We start from the raw sequence: 24,242 nt of genomic DNA, 5'->3' as shown, positions 1-24,242 counted from the left end.
ATCAATGTTTCCTGCTTTCGAAGTCGATGCGCGGGTCCACCAGGGTGTAGGTGATGTCCCCGATCAGTTTCACCACTAGCCCCAGCAGGGTGAAGATAAACAGCGTGCCGAACACCACGGGATAGTCGCGGTTGATGGCGGCTTCGAAACTCATCAGGCCCAGGCCGTCGAGGGAGAAAATCACTTCGACCAGCAATGAGCCGGTAAAGAAAATACCGATGAACGCCGACGGGAAACCGGCAATCACCAGCAGCATCGCGTTACGGAATACATGGCCGTAGAGCACGCGATTGTTGCTCAGGCCCTTGGCCTTGGCCGTGGTCACGTACTGCTTGCCGATTTCGTCGAGGAAGCTGTTTTTGGTCAGCAGGGTCATGGTCGCGAAGTTGCCGATCACCAGCGCGGTAACCGGCAGCACCAAGTGCCAGAAGTAGTCGAGAATCTTGCCGCCCGCGCTGAGTTCTTCGAAGTTGTTCGAGGTCAGGCCGCGCAACGGGAACCAGTCGAAATAGCTGCCACCGGCAAACACCACGATCAGCAGGATGGCGAACAGGAAGGCCGGGATTGCGTACCCGACGATGATTGCCGAGCTGGTCCAGACGTCGAAGTGGCTGCCATGTCGGGTGGCTTTGGCGATCCCCAGCGGGATCGACACCAGGTACATGATCAGCGTGCTCCATAACCCGAGGGAAATGGACACCGGCATTTTTTCGATGATCAGGTCGACCACCTTGGCATCACGGAAGAAACTGTCGCCGAAGTCCAGATGGGCGTAGTTCTTGATCATGATCCACAGACGTTCCGGTGCCGACTTGTCGAAGCCGTACATCTTCTCGATTTCTTTCACCAGGGCCGGGTCCAGACCCTGTGCGCCACGATAGTTGGAACCGGCCACCGAGACTTCGGAGCCGCCGCCAGCGATTCGGCTGGTGGCGCCCTCGAAGCCTTCGAGCTTGGCGATCATCTGTTCAACCGGCCCGCCGGGCGCGGCCTGAATAATCACAAAGTTGATCAACAGGATGCCGAACAGGGTCGGGATGATCAGCAGCAGACGCCGCAGAATATAGGCCAGCATGTCAGCGCTCCTCCTGCTCGGCGTCTGCATCGGGTACAGGTTGCTGCGGCGGAGCAGGCTGTACATCCGGCTTTGCCCACCATGTGTCCAGGCCAATATCCGACAAAGCCTTGGCCTGCGGGTGCGCCAGATGATTCCAGTAGACCACCCGCCAGCTCTTGATATGCCAGTTAGGCACCATGTAGAAACCCCATAGCAGCACGCGGTCCAGCGCCTTGGTATGGGCAACCAGACTTTCCCGCGAGTCTGCGTTGATCAGGCCATCCACCAGCGCATCGACTGCCGGGTCTTTGAGGCCCATGAAGTTGCGGCTCCCGGTACGGTCGGCGCTCACCGAGTGGAAGAATTCACGTTGCTCGTTACCGGGCGACGACGATTGCGGGAAGCTGCTGACGATCATGTCGAAGTCCCGCGAGCGCAGGCGATTCATGTACTCCGCCACATCCACGCGGCGGATAGTCAGCTCGATGCCGAGGTCCTTGAGGTTGCGCTTGTAAGGCAGCATGACCCGCTCGAAGGCGGTCTGCGCCATCAGAAACTCCAGTTTGACCGGATTGCCTTGCGCATCGGTCATCCGGTCATCCTTGATGCGCCAGCCGGCTTCTTGCAGCAACTGATAAGCACGGCGCATCTGGGGACGAATCATGCCGCTGCCGTCGGTGGTTGGCAGTACGAATTCATCGGTGAACACTCGATCAGGAATCTTGCCGCGCAACGGTTCGAGAAGCTTCAGCTCCGCAGCAGAGGGCAGGCCGCTGGAGGCCATTTCCGAATTGTCGAAGTAGCTTCTGGTGCGCGTGTAGGAACCGTTGAACAACTGCTTGTTGGTCCATTCGAAATCGAACAGCAGGGTCAGCGCCTCACGCACTTTCGGGTCCTGAAACACCGGGCGGCGTAAGTTCAGGACAAAACCTTGCATACCTTGTGGGTTGCCGTTGGGCAGCTCTTCCTTGATCAACCGTCCTTCGCGCACCGCGGGGATGTCGTAGGCTGCGGACCAGTTCTTCGCGGTATTTTCCAGGCGGTAGTCGTATTGCCCGGCTTTCAATGCCTGCAACGCCACATCGCTGTCGCGATAGTAGTCGTAGTTCATCACGTCAAAATTGTACTGGCCGCGGTTGACCGGCAGGTCCTTGGCCCAATAGTCCTTGACCCGTTCGTAGCGCACCGAGCGTCCGGCTTTTACTTCGGCGACTTTGTAAGGGCCGCTGCCCAACGGGAACTCAAGGTTGCCTTTGTTGAACTCGCGAGTGGCCCAGAAGTGTTTGGGCAATACCGGCAGTTGGCCAAGGATCAAAGGCAACTCGCGACTGTGGCTGTCTTTGAACTTGAACAGCACCCGCAGCGGATCTTCGACGACTACCTTGTCGACGCCAGCGTAGTAAGCCCGGTACATCGGCGCACCGTCTTTGATCAGGGTGTTGAAGGTGAACTCCACGTCTTCGGCACGGATGGGGTGACCGTCATGGAAGCGCGCCTCGGGACGCAGGTAGAAACGCACCCAGGTGTTGTCCGGTGCTTTCTCGATCTTCCCGGCCACCAGCCCGTATTCGGTCAGCGGCTCATCCAGGCTGGAGCGGGCCAGCGTGTCGTAGATCAGGCTGATGTCTTCAGCGGGCGTGCCCTTGTTGATAAACGGATTGAGGCTGTCAAAACCGCCGAAGCCCGCCTGACGCAGGGTGCCGCCCTTGGGCGCGTCCGGGTTTACATAGTCGAAATGCTTGAAGCTGGCGGGGTACTTCGGTGCTTCGTCATACAGTGTCAGGGCATGCTGGGGCGCAGCCTGGGCGGTGCAGGCAATGCCGACCAGCAACAGGCCGCCAGCCCGCGTGAGCAGGGAACGCAACGGGTTCATCGGGTCTTCTCCAGAGGCTTTAACCACCACGCACGCAAACCCAGGGTGTAGGGCGGGGTGGTGACCATGGCGAACCGGTTGCGGTACGCCAGGCGATGATTGTTCAGATACCAGTTGGGGATCATGTAGTGCTGCGACAGCAGGACGCGATCCAGTGCGCGCGCGGCGGCCACTTGCGTGTCCCGTGTCTGCGCGGCGAGCAGTTGATTGAGCAGGCCGTCGACCACCGGATTGGCCACACCTGCGTAATTCTTGCTGCCCTTGATTGCGGCCTGACTGGAGTGGAAGTACTGCCACTGTTCCAGGCCGGGGCTGAGCGTTTGCGCCATGGTCATGCTGATCATGTCGAAATCGAACTGGTCCAGCCGCTGCTTGTATTGGGCACGGTCGACGGTGCGCAAGCGAGCGTCGATACCGATGCGGCGCAGGTCCTCGATAAAGGGCTGTTGAATACGTTCCAGGCTTGGGTTTACCAGCAAAATCTCAAAGCGAAGTTGTTGGTCTTTGGCGTTCACCAGGCCGTGGTCCGATAGCTTCCAGCCTGCTTCGCCAAACAGCTTCAAGGCTTTGCGCAGGGTCTCACGCGGAATGCCGCCACCGTCGGTTTTCGACACGCTGAACGGCTGGGTGAACAGGCTCGCAGGCAGTTGCTCTCGATAAGCCGACAGCATCAGCCATTCGGCACCGGTAGGCAGGCCGGTCGCGGAGAATTCGCTGTTGGGGTAGTAACTCGTCGTACGCGAATAGGCATCGCTGAACAGGGTACGGTTGGTCCATTCGAAATTGAACATCAGCCCTAGCGCTTCGCGCACTCTTGCATCGGCGAACATGCTGCGCCGGGTGTTCATGAACAGACCTTGGGTCTGGGTCGGAATCTTGTGCTCTATCTGAGCCTTGATCACCTGACCATTGGCAATCGCCGGGAAGTTGTAACCCGTGGACCAGTTTTTGGCCTGATGTTCGATGTAGATGTCGAACTCGCCTGCCTTGAACGCTTCGAAGGCAACGTCGTTGTCGCGATAGAACTCTACTTCAACCCGGTCAAAGTTGTACTTGCCGCGATTGACTGCCAGATCCTTGCCCCAGTAGTCCTTCACCCTTTCGAAGACCAGTTGGCGACCGGGTTGCACCTTGGTAATCCGATAAGGCCCGCTGCCCAGTGGCGGCTCGAATGTCGTGGCCTTGAAGTCACGGTCTTTCCAATAGTGTTGAGGCAGCACCGGTAATTCGCCCAAACGCAGGATCAACAGGGGGTTGCCCGTGCGTTTGAACACGAAGCGAATACGGTGGCGATTGAGAATGTCGACCCGCTGCACTTCCTGCAGGGCCGTGCGGTACTGCGGATGACCATCTTTAAGCAGGGTGCGGTAAGAAAACGCAACATCGTAAGCGGTGATTGGCTTGCCATCATGAAAGCGAGCCTGCGGACGCAAATTGAAGACTACCCAACTGCGATCTTCGCTGTACTCGACGCTCTGCGCGATCAGGCCATAGCTCGATGTCGGTTCATCGCCAGACGGGTCGTACTGCCCCGTGCCGACCATCAACGGCTCATTGAGCTCATTGACGCCGTATTGCAGGAAATTGGCCGTGGAAATCGGGCTGCTGCCCTTGAACGTATAGGGGTTCAGTGTATCGAAGGAGCCAAAAGCCATCATTCGCAAGGTGCCACCTTTCGGCGCCTCGGGGTTAACCCAGTCGAAATGCGTAAAACTGGCCGGATACTTGAGAACACCAAACTGCGCGTAGCCATGGCTTTCGCTGATGGCCGCGTAGACGGGAAAGCTCAAGGCCAGGCTGATGATGAGCAGGAAGGGACGTATCACGATCCAGACGGCTTGGGCTTTTGGGTCGTCAACAGTAACAGCTTGTATCGACAGGAAAAAGGGCTGCTGATGAGCGAGGCTCTGCGGGGCGGCTGTCTCATGTGGGAGATTCTATATAGGCCTGCAAGCACAATCCCCGTGGGAGCGAATTCATTCGCGAAGGGGGCGGTACATCCGCAGCCTGTGTATTGCCTGGAATACTGCCTTCCCGAATAAATTCGGTCCCACCGGTCCACCATAAGCCTGAGATTATGGTGGACCAGCGGGAATGGAAAACTCCATCAATGCGGCAAATAAACCGTCAAGGTCTGGCCCGGCTTGAGTGCAGATCCGCTGCGCGGGTTCCAGCGTTTGAGATGTTGCATCTCTACGTTGAAACGCTTGGCAACCAGGTACATCGAGTCGCCTTTCTGGATCTTGTACTGCATTGACTTCTTGTCAGCCGGTTTGGCGCTGGCCGTCGCCGTGCTTTTGGCTTTGGCAGTGTTGTCTTCCATCACCAGCGTCTGGCCAACCTTGAGATTCTGCCCTGACAACTTGTTCCAGCGTTGCAGCTCTTTGACGTCGACCTTGTTGGCCTTGGCAATGAGCGACAGGTTATCACCGCTTTTGACGGTGTAATTCCTGCTCCTGGCCGGTTTTTCGGTGCTTGCCAGTGTTTCGAATACCGGTTGCGAAGGCGTCATACCCGGCTGCGTCGGGATGCTCAGTGACTGACCCACTCGCAAATTGTTGCCAGAAAGCTTGTTTGAGCTCTTCAGCGAGCTGACCGAAACCTGATAACGGCTGGCGAGACTGGCGAGAGTGTCGCCCTTGCGAACCCGGTATTGCTGCCAGTCCACCAGTTCCTGAGGCTTCATGTTCGACAGGCTGGCCGTCAGCAGTTGCTTCTTGGCCGTAGGCACCAATAAATGCTTGGGACCGTCGATCGTCATGTGCTTCTTGAACGCAGGATTGAGCTGGATCAGCTCGTCTTCGTCGATGTTGCCCATCGCAGCAACCTTGGACAGGTCCATGCGCTGGTTCAGCTCAACGACTTCAAAATACGGTTCATTGGCAATCGGATTGAGGTTCACGCCGTAAGCTTCGGGCGCCAATACCACTTGGGACAAGGCCAGCAGCTTGGGCACGTAGTCCTTGGTTTCCTGCGGCAGGGGCAGGTTCCAGTAGTCAGTTGGCAGACCGAGCTTTTCGTTGCGCTCGATTGCCCGGCTGACCGTACCCTCGCCAGCGTTATACGCTGCCAGCGCCAACAGCCAGTCACCGTTGAACATGTCGTGCAGGCGCGTCAGGTAATCCATGGCCGCCACGGTGGACGCCTGAATATCACGACGCCCGTCGTAGAAATTGGTCTGGCGCAGATTGAAGTAGCGGCCGGTTGACGGAATGAACTGCCACAGGCCGACGGCTTTACTGCGCGATACCGCCATCGGGTTATAGGCGCTCTCGATGACTGGCAGCAGCGCCAGTTCCAGCGGCATATTGCGCTCTTCAAGACGCTCGACGATGTAATGCATATAAAGGCTGCCGCGCTCGCCTGCGTTCTCCAGGAACGAAGGGTTGTTGGCAAACCAGAGTCGTTGTTGATCAATGCGCGGGTTCAGGTCGTTGCCTTGCTGCAACTGAAAGCCCTGACGCATCCGCTCCCAGACATCTTGCGGTGGCGCAAGTGGGGCAGGTTTATGAGTAAGAAAGATCGGTTTCTGCTTGATTCCCGCCGCCAGGTTAGGCGTGCGGTGGCTACTGCTGGGTTCGACGTGGCTGGTGGTTTGGCAGCCGGCAAGCGTGGCGCTAACGGCTACAGCAATAGCCTGAGCTAACCGAGTCAATGCGTCTGGATTAATGGTTCTGCGTATAGATGACGACATTGGCTGGGAGATAGTTCCAGGCGAAAATGTCGGGCGATTCTAGGAACACCCCTGCCAATGGTCAACCTTTCAACGATTTTGTGCTCAAGAATGCGCTTTTTAGAACGTATCTTTCCAAGCCCTCAGGGCAGCAAAAATCTCGCTTGGCGACTGATTCCGGGTGCCGCTCCGTTCGTCTGCTTTTTCTTTAACAGATGTTTCATTGGTGCGAATGAATGGGTTTGTGAGACGTTCCAGCGCAAGATTCGAGGGTAAACTGATGCGGTTTTCACTGCGCCACCGGGTGACTTGTGCCAAGCGTTGCGCGATGTCGGTGTTGTCAGGTTCGACGGCCTGGGCGAAGCGCAGATTACTCAGGGTGTATTCGTGAGTGCAGTACACCAGTGTCGCATCCGGCAGCTCGGCCAGCCGGCTTAGCGACTGGTGCATTTGCACTGGCGTACCTTCGAACAGCCGCCCGCATCCTGCTGCGAAGAGCGTATCGCCGCAGAACAGCAGCGGTGCTTGGGATGCCGCATGATAAAAAGCGATATGGCCAAGGGTATGACCGGGGACCGCGAAGACTTCGAAGTCCAGTCCCAGCACATTGATGCGGTCGTTATCGACGAGCGGCACATCCCGGGCGGGAATGTTTTCGTCGGCCGGACCGAGTACGCGGGCCTGGGTGTACTGTTTAAGTTGCTCGACCCCACCCACATGATCGTGGTGATGGTGGGTAATCAGAATGTCGCTCAGCGTCCAGTCAGGATGTTGCTCCAGCCAATTGATGACAGGCGCAGCGTCTCCAGGATCAACCACGGCGCAGCGTTTATTTGCAGGATCCTGTAACAACCAGATGTAATTGTCAGTAAAAGCCGGCAGGGCATCGATCTGTATCATGGCGCAGTTCGCTTGGCGGGAAACAATAAGGCATCTTAGAGTCTGATGACGCTTGATGCGAGGATCACACATGACCGATGAAGCATTCGCACAAGCTGATCCTGAGTGGCTCGCGCTGATCAGTTCAGCGCGTGACTGGCTGTCAGGCCCGCTGGGCCAGCTTTTACTGGAGGAAGAACGGCGGGTTCTGGAAGAAGAGCTCGGGCGTTTTTTCGGCGGCTATCTGGTCCACTACGGGCCTTCAGCCGAAACGCCGCCCGCGGCGCAGCAGGTTCAACGTAATGTGCGCCTGGGAGCACCGTTGCCGGGTGTGGAAATTGTCTGTGAGGAGCAGGCCTGGCCGCTCAGTGAGCACGCCGCCGACGTCGTCGTCATGCAGCATGGCCTGGATTTTTGCCTGTCTCCCCATGGGTTGTTGCGTGAAGCGGCCAGCAGCGTACGGCCTGGCGGGCATTTGTTGATCGTGGGTATTAACCCCTGGAGTACATGGGGGTTGCGGCATGTTTTTGCCAAGGACGCGCTGCACAAGGCGCGCTGCATTTCCCCCTCGCGGGTCGCCGACTGGCTTAATTTGCTGGGCTTTGCACTGGAGAAGCGGCGCTTCGGGTGCTATCGTCCGCCGCTTGCTTCAGCGAGCTGGCAAGCCCGTCTGGCAGGTCTCGAACGGCTCGGCGATGGCTGGCAAAGCCCGGGCGGTGGCTTCTATTTATTAGTCGCGCGCAAGCTGGTGGTAGGATTGCGGCCATTGCGCGAGTTACGTCGCGAGCCAATGGGCAAGCTGATCCCGCTGCCGATGGCCAAGGTCAATCGCGATACCTGCGAGCCTGAGTAGCGCTGAAGCCCACCAATTCTGGATGTATTAATGAGCGATACCGTTGAGCTGTTCACTGATGGCGCCTGCAAGGGCAACCCCGGGCCTGGCGGCTGGGGCGCCTTGCTGGTCTGCAAGGGCGTTGAAAAGGAACTGTGGGGCGGCGAGGCCAATACCACCAACAACCGCATGGAGTTGATGGGCGCCATTCGCGGCCTGGAAGAACTCAAACGCTCCTGTGAAGTGCTGCTGGTGACCGACTCCCAGTACGTGATGAAAGGCATCACCGAATGGATGGTCAACTGGAAGAAGCGTGGCTGGAAAACCGCAGCCAAGGAGCCGGTAAAGAATGCCGACCTCTGGAAATTGCTGGATGAACAAGTCAATCGCCACACCGTGACCTGGAAATGGGTGCGTGGCCACATTGGTCACCCCGGCAACGAGCGGGCCGACCAACTGGCTAACCGCGGTGTGGACGAAGTAAGAGGCATCAAACATGCGTAGCGTTGTACTCGATACCGAAACGACCGGTATGCCGGTCACCGATGGCCACCGTGTCATCGAGATCGGTTGTGTCGAACTGATGGGCCGTCGTCTTACAGGGCGGCATTTCCATGTTTACCTGCAACCTGACCGGGAAAGTGACGAGGGCGCGATTGGCGTCCACGGCATCACCAACGAATTCCTGGTGGGCAAGCCGCGTTTTGCTGAAGTCGCCGACGAGTTCTTCGAATTCATCAAAGGCGCGCAACTGATCATTCATAACGCGGCGTTCGACGTTGGTTTTATCAACAACGAATTCGCGCTGATCGGCCAGCAAGACAGGGCTGACATCACTCAGCATTGCACCGTGCTCGACACCTTGATGATGGCGCGTGAGCGTCACCCGGGCCAGCGCAACAGCCTTGATGCATTGTGCAAACGTTATGGCGTCGACAACTCCGGCCGTGAATTGCACGGCGCCTTGCTCGACTCCGAGATTCTTGCTGACGTTTATCTGACCATGACCGGCGGCCAGACCAGCTTGTCCCTGGCGGGTAACGCCAGTGATGGCAATGGCTCCGGTGAAGGCTCGGGTAATACCGCGACTGAAATTCGCCGTCTGCCCGCCGATCGGCAGAAGTGCCGGGTAATTCGCGCCAGCGAAGGTGAGCTGGCCGAGCATGACGTGCGCATGGCTGCCATCGCCAAGTCTGCGGGTGCTCCGGCGCTGTGGGTACAGTTGCAGGAAGCGGCGGCTGCCCAACAGGCGTAAGCCACCGGCTCGACCGATTCATTGGCTGCTTAACGAGGTCATGAGCTTGGCTAATCCGGCACTGAGCATTCGCGTTGCAGACGAATGCTTCGAGGATTACATCCTCAACAGCGAATTCACCTTCACCGTTAGCGGCTATGCGGTCGCACAGGTTGGGCAGAGCGTTGAGCAGTGGCAGGTCGAGGCTGTGGAGCCTTACAGTAAAAACTACGGTATCGATTCCCAGGAGTTTTGCGACTACCGGGATGCCGCTGACAGTACGGTAATGGTCGCCTGGCTGGGCGAGCGGGCTGTCGGGCATGTGGTCCTCAGCCGACACTGGAATGGTTTCGCGCATGTCGATGAGTTGGCCGTTGACGTTTCTGCGCGCCGCAACGGTGTCGCGCGCTCCCTACTGGATGTCGCGCAGTTCTGGACGCGCAAACAGAACCTGCCGGGGATCATGCTCGAAACCCAGAACAATAATCTGGCTGCCTGCCGGTTGTATGAAAGCTATGGTTTCGTGATGGGAGGGGTCGATCATCTGCGCTATCGCGCCATCGACCCTCAAACGCGCGAGTCTGCGATTTTCTGGTATCTATTGTTCAGTTGACAGAAGGACTGGCTTTAGCCGGGAGAAGTGAGTACCAGGCAGTGAAGATCTTAATTTACCGGACCGCTCGCGACCAAAGCTGCTCTTACTCAAACAACCTGTAATTATCTGATTTCATACAGAGCCCGTGGGACCGAATTTATTCGGGAAGGGGCCATCACATTCGCCGCACTTTTATCGTCAGCAATGCTGCCTTCCCGGATAAATCCGGTCCTACCAGTCCTCTGTTTGCTTCACGACAGCGCTGTGTCAGTGATATCGAGCGACCTCGTATGGGTCACTCTCAGGAGGTACGCGTCATGGTAATGCCGGACTGGACCAGCTGAAACTCATCCCCGCCCAAGTGATTGACCCTGTCGCCAATCGCCAGTTTGTAGATTGAAACAGGCTCCGTGCCACCCGCCTCGGCGAGCTGTGATTCCCGGAATTCATGCACTGAATAAATGCGGCCTTCGGCGTCGCGTGCATGAAATTGTCCAACCTTGATTGAAGCCATTTGCTTTGTAACCTCTGAAGATAACCGCCTGTTTACCCCTGCATGCTAACACTGCGCATCGAGCGCCAGGGTCCGTATCCAGCAAGACTCGGACAGACGTAGCACGCAGCGTGCAATCAAGCGAAGTAGACCGCTGTTTTGACGGGTAGTTTGCCTGCGATTAAAAAATAGTCGGCGTCGGGATTTTGGATGGTTTGTGCTGTTTAATCATCCATCGCTGCAATGCAATCTGCACCTGGGCGCCGACTTGATCTATAACTAATGGCTCTTTTCATTCGTTGAAGGACATATCCATGAGTCAGGTTTATTCGATCGCCGTGGTAGTTGGCAGCCTGCGGGCTGATTCCATCAATCGTAAGATCGCGCTGGCCCTCGCCACACTGGCTCCGGCCAACCTGCAACTGAAGATCGTCGAAATCGGTGACCTGCCGCTTTATAACGAAGACATCGATACTGCGACTTCAAGCCCGGAGAGCTACACAGCGTTTCGCCAGCAGATCAGCGCGGCCGACGGCGTGCTGTTCGTGACGCCTGAATACAACCGGTCGGTACCGGGCGCTCTGAAGAACGCCATTGATGTCGGCTCCCGTCCGTACGGCAAAAGTGCCTGGAGCGGTAAGCCTGGCGCAGTGATCAGCGCTTCACCTGGCGCTATCGGCGGGTTTGGGGCCAATCACCATTTGCGCCAGTCTTTGGTTTTTCTCAACGTGCCGTGCCTGCAGCAGCCTGAAGCCTACCTGGGCAACGCCGGTACATTTTTTGATGCGTCAGGCGCCTTGTCCGAACAGACCAGGCCTTTCCTGCAAACCTTCATCAATGCCTACGCCGCCTGGGTTGAGCAGAATCACAAGGCCTGAGCCGACTTATTCGGCAATGCGCTGCTTTATGTACCGTCTGCATTGAAGTAGCCCCCGATAAGCTCCTTTGCTCTTTCAACCCATCGCCCTGTGAGGCGATGGGTTTTCATTGCAAAAGGAACTTGTCATGTCATCCACAGATTCCCCCTGGTTTTATTCCGAGTCGCTCAGTTCGCGACTTCCTCTGGACATTGCCGATGCGCTGGAAGCCGGACGCATCACCGACCAGCAGGCCCGGTGGCTGGAGCTCCTCGTCCAGCCCGGAGATGAGCAGGCGACCCCGCCGCGGGTTGATCGACTGACCCGTGGTGACGACGGGCTGATACACGCTGAACTGGCGGGGGCATTGTTGATCAGCGATGTCACGAATCTGACCCCCGAGGTTTATTTCTGTAGCCCCCTCGATGGCGTAGAAAGGTTCAGCACTCGTCAGGAACTGGTGGCGGGCTTAACCGCGCGGTTCGGTCTGCAAAGTGGTGATCCGGCACAATTTGAATACGAGCAAATCGAAGGCGAGGTGTCCGGGCACCGTATGTTCTCGATCATCGATCAGCAGGCACAACAGCTTGAGCGGCTGTCCCGGCTCTTGCAGCGTTTGCCGTCACTGCGCACCGCCATGGGTGACGCACTGAAAAAAGAGGTTGCTACGCGTTTCCCTGGCTCGAAGCTCAACGTGCTCACGCATATCGCGCAGATCAAACAGGCTGAGAACGGCACGCAAAAAGACGCCATTCTGGGCACACAGACGCTCGTCGATGTGGCTATACGGGGCTTTTGTGGGACGCCTTTGATCAGCGGAATCCGGCAGCAATGGCTGGACATTGAAGGCAATGAGCTGACGGGGGAAGCAGCCAGCTCATGGCAACGAGCGGTCACCAGCGTTTCAGGCACCCTGGCCGGTGTCTATGAAAACCTTCTGGATGATTACTGGCGCACCTGGGTAGCGGACGGCATGACCCTGCGTGATGTGCTCGGTCAGGCATTCATCGGTTGTTTTCGACAGCATTTGCTGACCGCTCGACAGGATTGCACGGTCACCGCTGCTGAATATGCCTTGCTCAAGACCCTGTGTCAGGCAGATGGACTTGTGTCAGGAAGCGTGGAAATGTCTCGGGTTTCGGTCGCGATACGTGATCAGGAGCCGCTCAAGCTGACGGGCGTCGTGCTGATCGGATTCACCTCGGAGCTGCTGTCGGATATTTTCCTGTATTGCGCGAAGCGCGGTTTGCGACGGTTCAACAGCGTGGACGCGGTGGCTGTGCACTTCGCCGGTATCGAAGGCCGCACCGAAATATTCGACTACGCATCGCTCGATGATGAAAAGTTATTGCGTGCTCAAGGCGCGGTTCACTTGAGGCTGGACTCGGTCAGCAACACTCCGCTCATCAGGCTCGCCGAGTCAGTGATTGCACTGCAAAAACGCAACCTTGCCAGCATCCTGAAATCTGCTTTCAAGTCTCCGGCTCAAGCATCGGTATTGCTCGAGGTTGCACTGGATATCCGTCATTTGATTGACCCGCGTCTCGTTATTGCCGGTGAGACAAAGCAATGGAACGAAGCGTTGGCGGGCTCCGAGCAGCTCTGGACCAGCTTCAGTTCACCATCGAGAATCTCTGCATTGGGTATCCAGATCCAGGATGCCAGCAAGGCTGCGCCGCTGCTATGGGCAACGTACCTTCGTGATGCTCGCACGCGGGTCGACAGTATTTTCGACGCTCACCCAACCGTTTCTGAATGTGCTCGCAGACTCCTGAATCGCTATTTTTCGGTATTGCACAGTGGAGGCGTGGATGCACAGCGCATGTGGTTCCGCGATGACGATGACAGCGTTGTGAGTTTGTCGGTGCTGCTTCTGGACCGGGTCACTGGGCGTCGCGGGGCAAAGGTGCCCGAGGATTGCAAGGTTTACGCCGATCCACCTGATTCCGCTTACGCCATGCATCTGTCATGGCTGACGCCGGAGTTGCTCGATCACGTAATGAATCGTGCCCGGCAGAGCTTTGCCAAGGAGTACCTGGATCAGGTCAGGGCATTTTATGGTTCGCAATTGCGGGTACGCGGTTCCAGAGTGATTTCGGCCAATGCTTCGCGCCTGATTCAGGACGGGCTGATCAGACTTGCCCTGAGCATGCATCGCACCTCCGGCGAGGTGAGTAAAAGCGGGCTTGATATGCTTGAGCAAGTGCTGGACCGCCCCTTGTTCAAGCTTCGTGAGCGCTTTGGTTTCGAGGCCGTCGAAGTGTCCATTCCTTACCTGGTGTACGACAGTAATCAGCCACCCTTGCAACTCACCAATGTGTTCGTCCTCCAGCAGCCCTTGAATGGTCATGGCAAACCTCTGCTGTGTTCTGCGATCCTGGGTCTCAGGGAATTCGAAAGCATCAGTGCCCTTCAGACCGATCTCAATGCCAGGCTTGCGTATCCCGGATCCCGGGATAGATGGTTTGACCTGATCGCCGAATCCGACAAGCCCAGGCTTCGGGCGTTTTTCAGGCACGGCGCGACGCCAAACCTCACCATCAATCTGGCCCGTGTCGACGAGGACTTCATCGAGCGCCTGGTCGAGGATGAGCTGAGCAGGCAATGCCTGGGTATTGAACATGCTTACCGCACGGCAGTTCGATGGCAAACCGATGCCGTGTTGTTGAAACGGATGCTGATCCCGATGGAGTCGGACGACAAGGCAAGAACCGTTATTGATACGCTGTCCGGTCGGCTTGAGTACACGTTGATGAAAGGGCTGCTGCCGGATTGGCTGAAAAACGCTTGCGAGCGCGATTTGTCAGCGTTCAGGGGGCTGATGATCCGTTTCTGGCAGCTCTACACATCGCGACAACGGGTTGTCTCGCTTGCATCACTGGATCAATACACTGTTGAACAGGTGCGCCAGCGTTTGCAAAAGGATTTCCCCGCAGCGCAACTCGATCCTGAACAGATATTGATCACGCTGACGCATTACACCGCCGCACCCGTCGGAGCTGGGCAAATTCCCTCGTCGATCCCTGCAGCAACCAGCACGGTGAGCGAATCCCTGTCTGACTTCGCCATCAATCGCTTTTCCAGGTTTCAGGACGCCTCTTTGAGTGTTTCGACCAGTAGCACGACGTCGTTGCCTGCGTCTCTGGATGCGCTCTATGTGCGCAATCTGGCTCGAACTCTGGATGTTGGTAGCAGTTATCAGCAATACCTGAAGGGCAAGTTCAGCGAAACGTCTCCGGACTACCTCGAGCGGCTGGGCCAGTTTATCGAGCAGGCCCCGTGTGCACTGTTGCTCATGGCATTCCAGTTGAGGCTTCAGGGCAAACTGACGAGCACCGCGTATGGCTTCGTCGAGAATCTGATCAATATGCCGGATGGCTTCGCCCGGCTACCCGTAGGCGGGCGAAGCATCATCTTCAGCCCGTTGCAACTGGTGCCAGCCCCTGGCTATCTCCCGGATGTCGCTACCGGGATCTATCTGATCGGCCCACAAGATCAGGATGCCGGGCCATGGATTCTGCATGTTGTTGCCAGCGTGGATTACACCTTCAAGGAATACGCCAGCCAGGCGGATTTTCTCTCCGAACTGCAGACCAATACCGAGTTGCAGGCGTTGGTGATCGAGCGTCTGGATCCAACCGTGCATTTTGTCTACAAGCGGGGGGGATTTCTGACACCTCACCTTTCCTGGGCCACGGGTGGTTTTACCGATCTGGGTGAATCTATACCAGGTCCTGTGCAACTGAAGGTTGAGGCCGTTCAGGAAAACTTCCTGTTAAGCCTGTTTCGGGCTGCGCAAGAGGTGATGTTGCTGATTGCCCGACGAAGCAGCGTAAGCACCGCACAGGACGACCGCGCTCAGTGGCAGCACTTGATGTTGTTGGGCGTCGAGCAGTCCTTGACGTTCTTGCCCGGCAGGGTTGGTGGGCTGGTGAGTTTATGGCAGGCAAAAGACTTGTTACATTCATCGCTGGACTCAGCCAAGGATAAACAGTGGGGCGAGGCCATTGCTGAGTTTGCCGCGGCTTTACTTGTGCTGATTACCACCGGCCAGCAGTTGAATGAAGGCTCTGCGCAACTTCAGGAGAATGACAGCGATCTCGATGATTGGTCCGAACACCAGTGGAACGACCCACAAATGCAACAGGATCTGGACGTCCTTTTGCGACAGTTTGAGGTGCACGACGTTTCTCTGAGCCAACTGGAGAAAGATAATGCACTGCATGTTTTCAGAAACCCTCTCACCGGCAAGCAATACGCCGCAGTCTCTGGCAACGTTTACCAAGTCAGCAACGGAACCGATGGCTGGCACGTCATTGCAGATGAAAAAGAGGGGCCTCAGATCACGCTTGATGCCCAGCAACAGTGGATGTTTGGGATGGGAATTGGCAGGCGGCGTAACGGTGGTGCGCTGACTCGCCTCAAGGCCAACATCATTGACTACAACGTCGAAGACGTTTTTGTAGTAGAGGCTCGAGGGGTGGGCGAGATTCAACGCCTGTATCCACTGAGGGCCACGCAACTGGTCGAAGCCCATCGGCAGGCCAGGGTTTATCTGAGGAACGCCCTGGATAACTTGACGTTACGGTCCCCCAGTCGTGTCCTTGATCCTCGTGTCGAGCGCATATTCAAGGATTTCTTTGGGGTGAGGGCTTTAAGTAACTCGCTTGTCATTCCCGTGAAGCTGGCGATCTCTGATATTTATCGACTGCTGCTTGACCCCACGCTTTCCCCGCATTCGTCACAACGATACGTGGCAGGTACAAACAAGCTCGAGTCTCGGGATGTCACGGCATTCACTTACACGGATGATCCGCTGCAACGAGTGTTTTTAAGTGAGCGTTTCTTCGCGATTCCTTTTGCGCGTCTCAAATCAGCGCAGTCGCGGTTGGGTGGCTTCAATGCCGGCGCGCATTTTCGTGCCACGGCGTTGATTCATGAGCTTTCCCACATAGCCGGGAAAACAGAAGATATCGCCTATCTGGACTCAGAGAGACCCTACCTGGATCTGCTTGAGGATACGGGCGAGTACCGGGTCCGTCTGAAGAGGGAGCAAACCAGAACCCAGAGCAAGCTTTCACATCTGGCCATTCGTGATGATCTGTTTAAAGTCGAGGGTGAGAACGGGACCTGGCGCGACCTCAAGACCGCCGACGGGGGTGCCAAGGCCAAGGTGCTGAAATTGACGGATGCCCCCACCCTTGACGTTGCGCGGGACATTTTTCTGGATGATGCGCGGATACGGGCGAAGGTGATAATGGCCAATGCCGATTCCGTGGCCTTGCTGGTGACACTGCTGGGGCGCGAACGATTTTGACTCAGTGACATGACTTGATATTGGCGTGGGACCGGCTTTAGCCGGGAAGACTGCATTCCTGACGATAGAAGTGCTGCGGCTGTACCGCCCCTCTCCCGGCTAAAGCCGGTCCCACTACGCCAGTATCAGATCAAGTAATGCTTCAGTTCCCTTGCAATCAACAGCCGCTGTATTTCACTGGAACCTTCGTAGATCTGGGTGATTCGGGCATCCCGGTAATAGCGCTCAACCGGGTAGTCCTCCAGATAACCATAACCGCCATGAATCTGGATCGCTTTGGAGCAGACCGACTCGGCCATCTCTGAAGCGAACAGCTTGGCCTGGGATGCCTCTGACAAGCAGGGTTGGCCCGCACTGCGCAATCTGGCGGCATGCAGGATCAGCAAGCGTGTTGCGTTGATGCGGGTGTGCATGTCGGCAAGCAGATTGGAGATGCTCTGATGCTCAATGATTGGCTTGTCGAATTGCACCCGCTCCCGTGCATAGGCCAAGGCAGCTTCAAACGCCGCGCGGGCGATGCCAAGCGCTTGAGCTGCAATGCCGATTCGCCCACCTTCAAGGTTGGAGAGGGCGATGGCCAGACCTTTGCCACGCTCGCCAAGCAGATTGGCTGCGGGTATGCGGCAGTTGTTCAAGGTCACCGCACAGGTGTCCGAAGCGCGAATGCCCATCTTGTGCTCGGAGCGATCCACCACGTAACCGGGGTTGTCGGTGGGCACCAGAAACGCCGACAAACCTTTCTTGCCCAGCTCAGGGTCGGTGACGGCAAACACGATAGCCAGCTGTGCCCGTTTGCCGTTGCTGACGAACTGTTTAGCGCCGCTGATGACCCACTCATCGCCTTGCAGCACGGCGCGCGTGCGCAGGTTATGAGCTTCTGAACCGGCATGCGGTTCGGTGAGACAAAAACAGCCAATGGCGCGCCCACTGGCCAGCTCGGCCAGCCAGGTTTGTTTCTGCTCCTGGCTGCCGTAATTCAGAATCGGGCCGCAACCCACTGAGCTGTGCACGCTCATCAGGGTACCGGTAGCGGCATCAGCCGCAGAAATCTCCTCGACCGCCAGCGCGTAGGCGACGTAGTCGATATAGGTGCCGCCCCATTCCTCGGGAACAATCATGCCCAGCAAACCCAGGTCGCCCATCTTGCTGACCAGCACGTCGTCGATCCAGCCGGCCTTCTCCCAGGCCTGTGCATGGGGCGCAATTTCATTGCGGGCGAAATCGCGCGCCATGTCGCGGATCATCACCTGTTCTTCTGTGAGTTCGATATCGTTCATCGCTCAATCTCCATGGCCGCTGAAAAAACTCTGCACGTGTTCGGCGTTTAGCGCCTGAGCACTGGGCGGGTTCCATTGCGGCTTCTTGTCTTTATCGATAATCAGTGCGCGTACGCCTTCGATGAGGTCGCCACGTTCAAACCATTGTTGGTCCAGATGCAGTTCCAGCGTGAAGCAGTCTTCAAGTGACAGGTGACGTCCGCGCCGCAGCATCTCAAGGGTGACGGCCATGGCCAGTGGAGAGCGTGTTTCCAGCAGCGCTGCGGTACTCAGGGCCCAGCTGTGGGTGTCCAGAACGGCGACTTCACGCAGTTGTTCGATGATGCTGGAGATGTCTGGCTGGGCGAAATAGTGGTCGATGGCGGGGCGAAGTTTTTCCAGAGAAGACCCCGGCAAGTGCTGGCTGGCCACTTTCGCGAGAGCGCCTTGCAGGTCCTTGAGAGGCTGACTGCGCCACTGCAGACGGTCGAGCTTCTTGTCCAGTTCTGCCAGTGCTTCACTGTGCAGGTACCAGTCGGCGAGCCCGCAATACAAGGCGTCTGCGGCACCTATCTGGGTGCCGGTCACGCCCAGATAAATCCCCAGCTCGCCAGGGATTCTCGGTAAAAAGTAACTGCCGCCCACATCGGGGAAGTAACCGATGGCCACTTCCGGCATACCCAGACGGCTGCGTTCGGTCACCACCCGTAAATCTGCGCCCTGCACCAGCCCCATACCGCCACCCAGAACATAGCCGTCCATGAGCGCAACGATCGGCTTGCGATAGCGGTGAATCGTCAGGTCCAGGGCATATTCTTCGGCAAAGAACGTCTGGTGTGTGGTCTCGCCGTTTTTGTAGCTTTGGTACAGCGAGCGGATGTCTCCACCGGCACAAAACGCCTTTTCTCCGGCACCGCGCAGGACTACGGCGTAGATCGAGTCATCACTGGCCCAAGCGTCCAGTTGTGCCTGAAGGCTGCGTACCATGCTTAGATCAATGGCGTTCAGATCGGCCGGACGATTGAGTGTCAGATGGCCGATGTGATTACGCACTTGGGCCAGAATGCTGTTATCGATAAGCGGCTCGTGGGCAGGTAAAGCAGATGCAGTCATTACAAACTCCCTGTTCGTTTTTGTTTTATAGGCTGCGAGAGATGACAATCACGATGCTAACAGTGCAAATTTGCAAAAGACAGCCGGTAAAGGTGCATAGTACTAGGGCGTTCTTGCAGGGTGCGGTTGATATCCATGATGCGTTTGTTCTTGTGTGCATATCCATTTTTGCGGTGACGGCTGACATTGGTTGCGCTTTTACAGCGCGTCACTTTTGAATCCGGAAGCCGGCCCAGCCAAAAGTAACCAAAAGGCTCTTGCCCCACCACTGGGTGCCTCGCTGTCGCTCGGCATACCCGTAATCCGACATTGCTGCGCGGGGCCGCCGCCACCGGCCATCCATGGCCTGAGGCGGCTAAACCGGCATCCCTGCCGGTTTGCCCCACGCAGCAATATCGGATTCCGGCCGGCGTGGTTTAACGGGGCGCTTAAGATCAAAATCAAAAGCAGATCAAAAGCAGAGCGAATACAGCGCTAGCACCCCGGACCGGTAGGAGCGAACTTGTTCGCGAGACGTCAGCACATCCAACAAATTTTTCGTCTGACACACCGCATCGCAGCCTTCGGCAGCTCCTACAGAATGTCCGCAAGCCCAAGAAAACAGGTCGGCTATAAGGCCGCCGCGCTTTTGATTTTGGGCGCCCCGTTAAACCACGCTGGCCGAAAGCAGATTTGAAACCGTGGGTAACCCGGCAGGACGCCGGGTTAGCCGCATTGGGCCATGGATGGCCCGTTGCGGCGGCCCACGGTTTCAGATCTGCGGGCGGGCATCCCGAGCCTAGGCGAGGGACCAAGTGGTGGGGCAAAAGCCTTTTGGGCTCCTTTCAAAAGTGACGCGCTGTAAAAGCGCAACCAATATCAGTCATTACCCCAGAAACGGATATGTACACAAGATGAGTCCCCTCACTCACCACCCGGATCCGCTGGCACCTCACCGTCCTGACTGGTATCAATGCTGACCACCACCGACATCCCCGGTCGCAAACGCTTCGCCAACGGCTGGCCGGGTTCGACAATGATCCGCACCGGAATCCGCTGAGAAATCTTCACAAAGTTACCCGTGGCGTTATCAGCAGGCAGCAGGCTGAACTCCGAGCCGGTAGCAGGCGAAATACGCTGCACGCGGCCGTGCATTTTTTCATGGCCCAGCGCGTCAACGGTAAAGGTGACCGGCTGGCCGAGGCGCACATTGACCATCTGCGTTTCTTTCATGTTGGCGACGACCCAAAGCCGGTCCGGTACCAGAGCCATCAACTGCGCGCCGGAATTGACGTACGCACCCAGACGCACGCCAATCTGCCCTAACTGGCCGTCACGTGGAGCCAGAATTCGAGTGTTGCTCAGGTCAATGCGGGCCAACTCGATGGCGGCTTCGGCGTTGGCCACCGACGCCTCCAGTGAGCCACGGTTGATGATCACGGTTTGCAAGTCTTCTTTGGCGATATCCAGTGCCGCGCGCGCTTCGGCGACGGCGGCAGTAGCCTGGGCATCGGCGGCGCGGCTGACGTCCAGTTCGCTTTTCGAAACAGATCCATCGGTGACCAGCGCCTGGTTGCGACGCAGGTCTGCAGATGCTTTGCGCCCTTGGGCGATCGTATTTTCCAGCGCGGCCTTGCGCTGGGCGATGGTCGCTTCAGCACTGCGTCGTTGTTGCAGATTGTTGGCCAGTGAGGCTTTCTGGATGCCCAGTTGCGCCAGTGACTGGTCGAGGTGCTGGCGGTAAATGCGGTCGTCCAGGCGCACCAGCAGATCACCCGCTTTGACGAACTGGAAGTCCTGCACAGGCACTTCATACACGTAGCCACTCAACTGCGGGCCAATAATCGTCGTCTGGCCTCTTACCAGCGCATTTTCCGTACTTTCTACAGGGCTGCTGAACGGAGGTAGTTGCCACGCGTAGAGCACAATCAGAATGCCGACCAGCGCCACGCTGGCAAAAATAATCGAAGAGATGATGCGCGTCCGGGACGAGCGCGGCTCGCTACTGGCAGGGGCGGCGGCTGGCGCCGGGGGCGGCCCGGAGGACGCGGGTTGTTCAGGGGGCGGATTAGGCCCGGCGGTTGACGAGGCGGGAGGCGTGGTCGGTTCATTCATGAAGGTTGGGCGCCGCTGGAGGTTACGGGAGTGGATGTTGCTGCTTTCGGCGTGCTCGCCATCAGCGGTCTGGTGGTCATCTTCAGCCAGGTCACACGAATGGAAATCCAGACCATGGTCAGGACTGCGATCAGTGCAATCAACATGAATACGTCGTTGTAAGCCAGAATATTGGCTTCCCGGGTGGCCGTAGTGGCGATGGCGCGTATCCCTTGGTTAGTCCGTGACGATGGGTCGGCGATGGCAGAGGCGTAGCTGGCGCTGGAACTCTGCAAACGGGCCTGAACCTGGGGATTTATCAACGTCAGGTGCTCGACTAAAACGCTTGAATGAAATTTTTCCCGCACGATCTGGAACGTGCCGAACACTGCCGAGCCAATCAGCCCGCCAAGATTCTGGGTAATACCAAACAGGACTGAAAAACTGACCATGTTGCGTGGGTTGGCGATCACGCTGCTGATGCCCAGCACCAGCGTCGGGCCTAGAAAGAACGTACCGCCGAAGGCCAGCAGAAACTGGCTCAGGTACATGTTCGATTGCCGGGTTACATTGGTCGAGCCGCTGTCCATCCAGGCGCCGATGGCGATCATCGCAAGGGAAATCAGCAACGGTTTTATCAGGTGCTGCGGGTTGATGGTCCACGCACTGACCGCCAGCCCGGCGACGCTGCCCAGCAACATCACGGCATACAGCGAATGCAGTTGCTCGGAGCCCATGTTCAGGGTTTGCAGGAAGCCTACTGCGCCGATGGATTGTTCCGAGAGGACCACTCGAAACAGAATTACCGCGAGCCCCAGACGCAGGATGGATCCGCTGCCCAGCCAGCGCGTGATCAACAGTGGATTAGTGCGGTTATGCTCGATGGCCAAGCCAGCGCAGATCAGCCCGATCGACGCCGCTGATGCCAGGCCGATCCAGGGTTTTTCCAGCCACCATTCGATACGTCCCAGCGATAGTACGGCGCAGAGCAGGGCAAAGCCTGTGGAAAGCAGTCCGAAGGTCAGGAAGTCGAGCTTTTCGAACGCCTTGAAGCGGTCTCCCGGTGGCAGTTTGAGCATCAGCACGCAACCCAGCGATAGCAGCGCCATGCCCAGCTCGAACAAATAAAGCCCTCGCCACTCGGCAATCTGCAGCAGATCCTCGGACACCAACCGGGCCATGGGAATCGCCAGTTGTGCTGTACCCAACCCCAGCACCAACGCTTTCAGGCGCCACTTTTGCGGGAAGGCCTGAATCATGTAATACAGCCCAAGGGTCGACAGTGCCGCACCGACCATGCCATGGGCGGCACGCACCGCGATGGCCGAATTCAGGTCGTTGACGAACAAGTGTGCAAAAGTCACCAGCGCATAAAGCACCAGGAACAGTTCAGTAAAAGTCCGTAAGCCAAACTGCTGACGAAATTTCACCAGCACCAGGTTCATGGAGACGTTGGTCATCACATAGGCTGCGGGAAGCCAGGCGACTTCTGCCGTCGTTGCGCCCAGCGAGCCTTGTAGATAGGGCAGATTGGCGACCACCAACGCATTACCCAGGCCGCCGGTCAGCGCTACGATGACTCCGACCAGCGCGAATGCCCAGCGCTTTTGGGTGGAGTGCAGCGGCGTGGACGGCGAACCTGGCATGGTTGGCCGTTCGTGCGGAGCCCAGTCGCGCTGAATGTATTTACTGCTCATGCGTGGGTACTGCCTTGTGGCAAGTCTGCGCTTGTTATCGGGTGCAGCACGTCATAGCGGGATCTGAATGCAGTCTGTAGGAGCTGTTGTAGCAGTATGTCTACTCGCCCTAAGACCCACTCTTCAGCAGTCCTGTCTCGCCCGCCATCATCACATCGGCCGCATGAATACTCGCTTCGCGATGCTTGAGCATCCCGCCACTGCGACGGTTAAGCACCGCATTGATCTCCGCCAGAATCGACAACGCAACACTTGCCGGTGTATCGCCACCCAGATCCAGGCCTACCGGGTAGTGCAGCGTTGTGAAAGCGGGCAGTTGACGAGTCTCGCTGCTCATCTCGTCCAGCAAACGCTCGGTTCTGCTACGCGGCCCCAGTTGGCCGATGTAACGTGGCTGCAGGGCGAGCACCTGCCCCAGCCAGTGGCGATCCTGAGTGTAACTGTGGGTCATCACCACCACCGCAGCGTCGTCGATCAGTGCTTGCATTCCGGCGAAAGGCTGCAAGGGCAGGGCGCTGACTTGATCCGCATCGGAAAAACGTTCGGGGCGTGCGAAGTGTGTGCGCGCATCGATCACCGTCGTGTGCCAACCCTGCAAGTGCGCCATGTTGACCAGCGGCACCGCATCATGACCCGCACCGAAAATGACTAGACGGCGAGGTGCCGGGACGTATTCGAGCAGGACTTGAATCGGACCTGAATGGCCTTCATAACTGCGAATCGCTGATTTTTCAGCATCCATCACTGTCTGCAGATCAGCGGCAATGGTCTGGGCCAATAGCCGATCGTGCATCTGCTGCTCAAGCGTACCGTCGGCGTCCAGTGCAACCCGCTCGCCCAGCGCTGTCTGCTGTTCGCTTTCGGAGCCTATGACCGTGGCCAGCGCCGCCGGTCGGCCGCTGGCTTGTACCTGCTTCAGTACCTTGATTGCCAGTGAAGGCGTCTGTGCACTGGCCCGTTCGAAGAGAATATGCACCGTGCCATTGCAGCCCAGCCCAAAACTAAGCTCCGCATCTTCGAGGTCATCGTCATCTTCGCCGGTGCTGTAGGTGCGTATTACCGGCTTGCCTGAAGCCGTCAGCCACCAGGCCTTCTTGCTCACATCGCTTTCCAGGCAGCCGCCGCTGACGGTGCCGGTGGCGCCGCCGAGCTGGGGGATCACCATTCGTGCACCGGGGCGTCGATAAGCCGACCCCTCGACCTTGACCACCGTCGCGATGACTGCGTCCTGCCCGTCGGTATGAGCGAGTGCCAAAGCCTCCAGCAGGCGGGATAGATCATTCATTGCAAAAC

At 57.5% G+C, this 24,242-nt stretch carries 17 protein-coding genes; 6 read left to right on the top strand and 11 right to left on the bottom strand.

Annotation, left to right across the window (positions count from 1 at the left end):
- Window position 1: 1 nt before the first annotated feature.
- From ACYASS_RS07910 to gloB, 5 genes are all read right to left on the bottom strand, one after another.
- Window positions 2-1,075: a microcin C ABC transporter permease YejB gene (locus ACYASS_RS07910; RefSeq protein WP_243249133.1), complete on the bottom strand. Its 1,074-nt coding sequence runs from the start codon at window positions 1,073-1,075 to the stop codon at window positions 2-4.
- 1 nt (window position 1,076) lies between these two features.
- Complete coding sequence (locus ACYASS_RS07905; RefSeq protein WP_463585721.1) at window positions 1,077-2,930, bottom strand: extracellular solute-binding protein; 1,854 nt, start codon at window positions 2,928-2,930, stop codon at window positions 1,077-1,079.
- On the bottom strand, window positions 2,927-4,756 hold the full coding sequence (locus ACYASS_RS07900) for an extracellular solute-binding protein (protein ID WP_463585720.1): 1,830 nt from the start codon (window positions 4,754-4,756) through the stop codon (window positions 2,927-2,929). The genes ACYASS_RS07905 and ACYASS_RS07900 overlap by 4 nt, the downstream gene beginning before the upstream one ends.
- Before the next feature lie 281 nt (window positions 4,757-5,037).
- Window positions 5,038-6,624 (bottom strand): lytic transglycosylase domain-containing protein, encoded by a 1,587-nt coding sequence (locus ACYASS_RS07895; RefSeq protein WP_243249130.1) that lies wholly within the window; start codon window positions 6,622-6,624, stop codon window positions 5,038-5,040.
- A gap of 99 nt (window positions 6,625-6,723) precedes the next feature.
- Window positions 6,724-7,503 carry a hydroxyacylglutathione hydrolase gene (gloB, locus tag ACYASS_RS07890; protein ID WP_463585719.1) on the bottom strand — a complete coding sequence of 260 codons (780 nt, stop codon included), beginning with the start codon at window positions 7,501-7,503 and terminating at the stop codon, window positions 6,724-6,726.
- 70 nt (window positions 7,504-7,573) lie between these two features.
- On the opposite strand from gloB, the gene ACYASS_RS07885 reads away from it, so the two are divergent.
- Genes ACYASS_RS07885 through ACYASS_RS07870 form a run of 4 tightly spaced genes read left to right on the top strand, consistent with a single transcriptional unit; the run spans window position 7,574 to window position 10,161 of the window.
- Entirely contained in the window at window positions 7,574-8,335 is a 762-nt protein-coding gene (locus tag ACYASS_RS07885; RefSeq protein WP_463585718.1) for a class I SAM-dependent methyltransferase, read from the top strand.
- A 30-nt stretch (window positions 8,336-8,365) separates the two neighbouring features.
- Window positions 8,366-8,818 (top strand): ribonuclease HI, encoded by a 453-nt coding sequence (rnhA, locus tag ACYASS_RS07880; protein WP_122663826.1) that lies wholly within the window; start codon window positions 8,366-8,368, stop codon window positions 8,816-8,818.
- Window positions 8,811-9,569, top strand: a complete 759-nt coding sequence (gene dnaQ / locus ACYASS_RS07875; protein ID WP_243249127.1) for a DNA polymerase III subunit epsilon — start codon at window positions 8,811-8,813, stop codon at window positions 9,567-9,569. Before rnhA ends, dnaQ begins: the two co-directional genes overlap by 8 nt.
- A 40-nt stretch (window positions 9,570-9,609) precedes the next feature.
- Window positions 9,610-10,161: a GNAT family N-acetyltransferase gene (locus tag ACYASS_RS07870; protein WP_463585717.1), complete on the top strand. Its 552-nt coding sequence runs from the start codon at window positions 9,610-9,612 to the stop codon at window positions 10,159-10,161.
- Between the two features lie 283 nt (window positions 10,162-10,444).
- On the opposite strand, the gene ACYASS_RS07865 is transcribed toward ACYASS_RS07870, so the two are convergent.
- Complete coding sequence (locus ACYASS_RS07865) at window positions 10,445-10,657, bottom strand: hypothetical protein (protein WP_122663823.1); 213 nt, start codon at window positions 10,655-10,657, stop codon at window positions 10,445-10,447.
- Between the two features lie 293 nt (window positions 10,658-10,950).
- Between ACYASS_RS07865 and ACYASS_RS07860 the strand changes: the two genes are divergently transcribed.
- A complete protein-coding gene (locus ACYASS_RS07860; protein ID WP_463585716.1) occupies window positions 10,951-11,514 on the top strand; it encodes an NADPH-dependent FMN reductase in 564 nt (187 codons plus the stop codon).
- Window positions 11,515-11,641: 127 nt separating this feature from the next.
- Window positions 11,642-16,810, top strand: coding sequence for a dermonecrotic toxin domain-containing protein (locus ACYASS_RS07855; protein ID WP_463585715.1), 5,169 nt, complete (start codon window positions 11,642-11,644; stop codon window positions 16,808-16,810).
- A gap of 125 nt (window positions 16,811-16,935) precedes the next feature.
- Here the strand turns inward: ACYASS_RS07855 and ACYASS_RS07850 are convergent, their stop codons facing one another.
- From ACYASS_RS07850 to ACYASS_RS07830, 5 genes are all read right to left on the bottom strand, one after another.
- Window positions 16,936-18,087: an acyl-CoA dehydrogenase family protein gene (locus ACYASS_RS07850; RefSeq protein ID WP_463585714.1), complete on the bottom strand. Its 1,152-nt coding sequence runs from the start codon at window positions 18,085-18,087 to the stop codon at window positions 16,936-16,938.
- 3 nt (window positions 18,088-18,090) lie between these two features.
- A complete protein-coding gene (locus ACYASS_RS07845) occupies window positions 18,091-19,179 on the bottom strand; it encodes an enoyl-CoA hydratase/isomerase family protein (RefSeq protein WP_463585713.1) in 1,089 nt (362 codons plus the stop codon).
- 903 nt (window positions 19,180-20,082) lie between these two features.
- Window positions 20,083-21,273: an HlyD family secretion protein gene (locus tag ACYASS_RS07840; RefSeq protein WP_463585712.1), complete on the bottom strand. Its 1,191-nt coding sequence runs from the start codon at window positions 21,271-21,273 to the stop codon at window positions 20,083-20,085.
- A complete protein-coding gene (locus ACYASS_RS07835; protein ID WP_463585711.1) occupies window positions 21,270-22,949 on the bottom strand; it encodes an MFS transporter in 1,680 nt (559 codons plus the stop codon). The genes ACYASS_RS07840 and ACYASS_RS07835 overlap by 4 nt, the downstream gene beginning before the upstream one ends.
- A gap of 109 nt (window positions 22,950-23,058) precedes the next feature.
- Entirely contained in the window at window positions 23,059-24,234 is a 1,176-nt protein-coding gene (locus ACYASS_RS07830) for an XdhC family protein (protein WP_463585710.1), read from the bottom strand.
- Window positions 24,235-24,242 lie beyond the last annotated feature (8 nt).

This window comes from Pseudomonas sp. HP_14 (assembly GCF_055283875.1).
The sequence above is the reverse complement of the archived record's forward strand: the minus strand, read 5'-3'. Positions and strand labels throughout refer to the sequence as shown.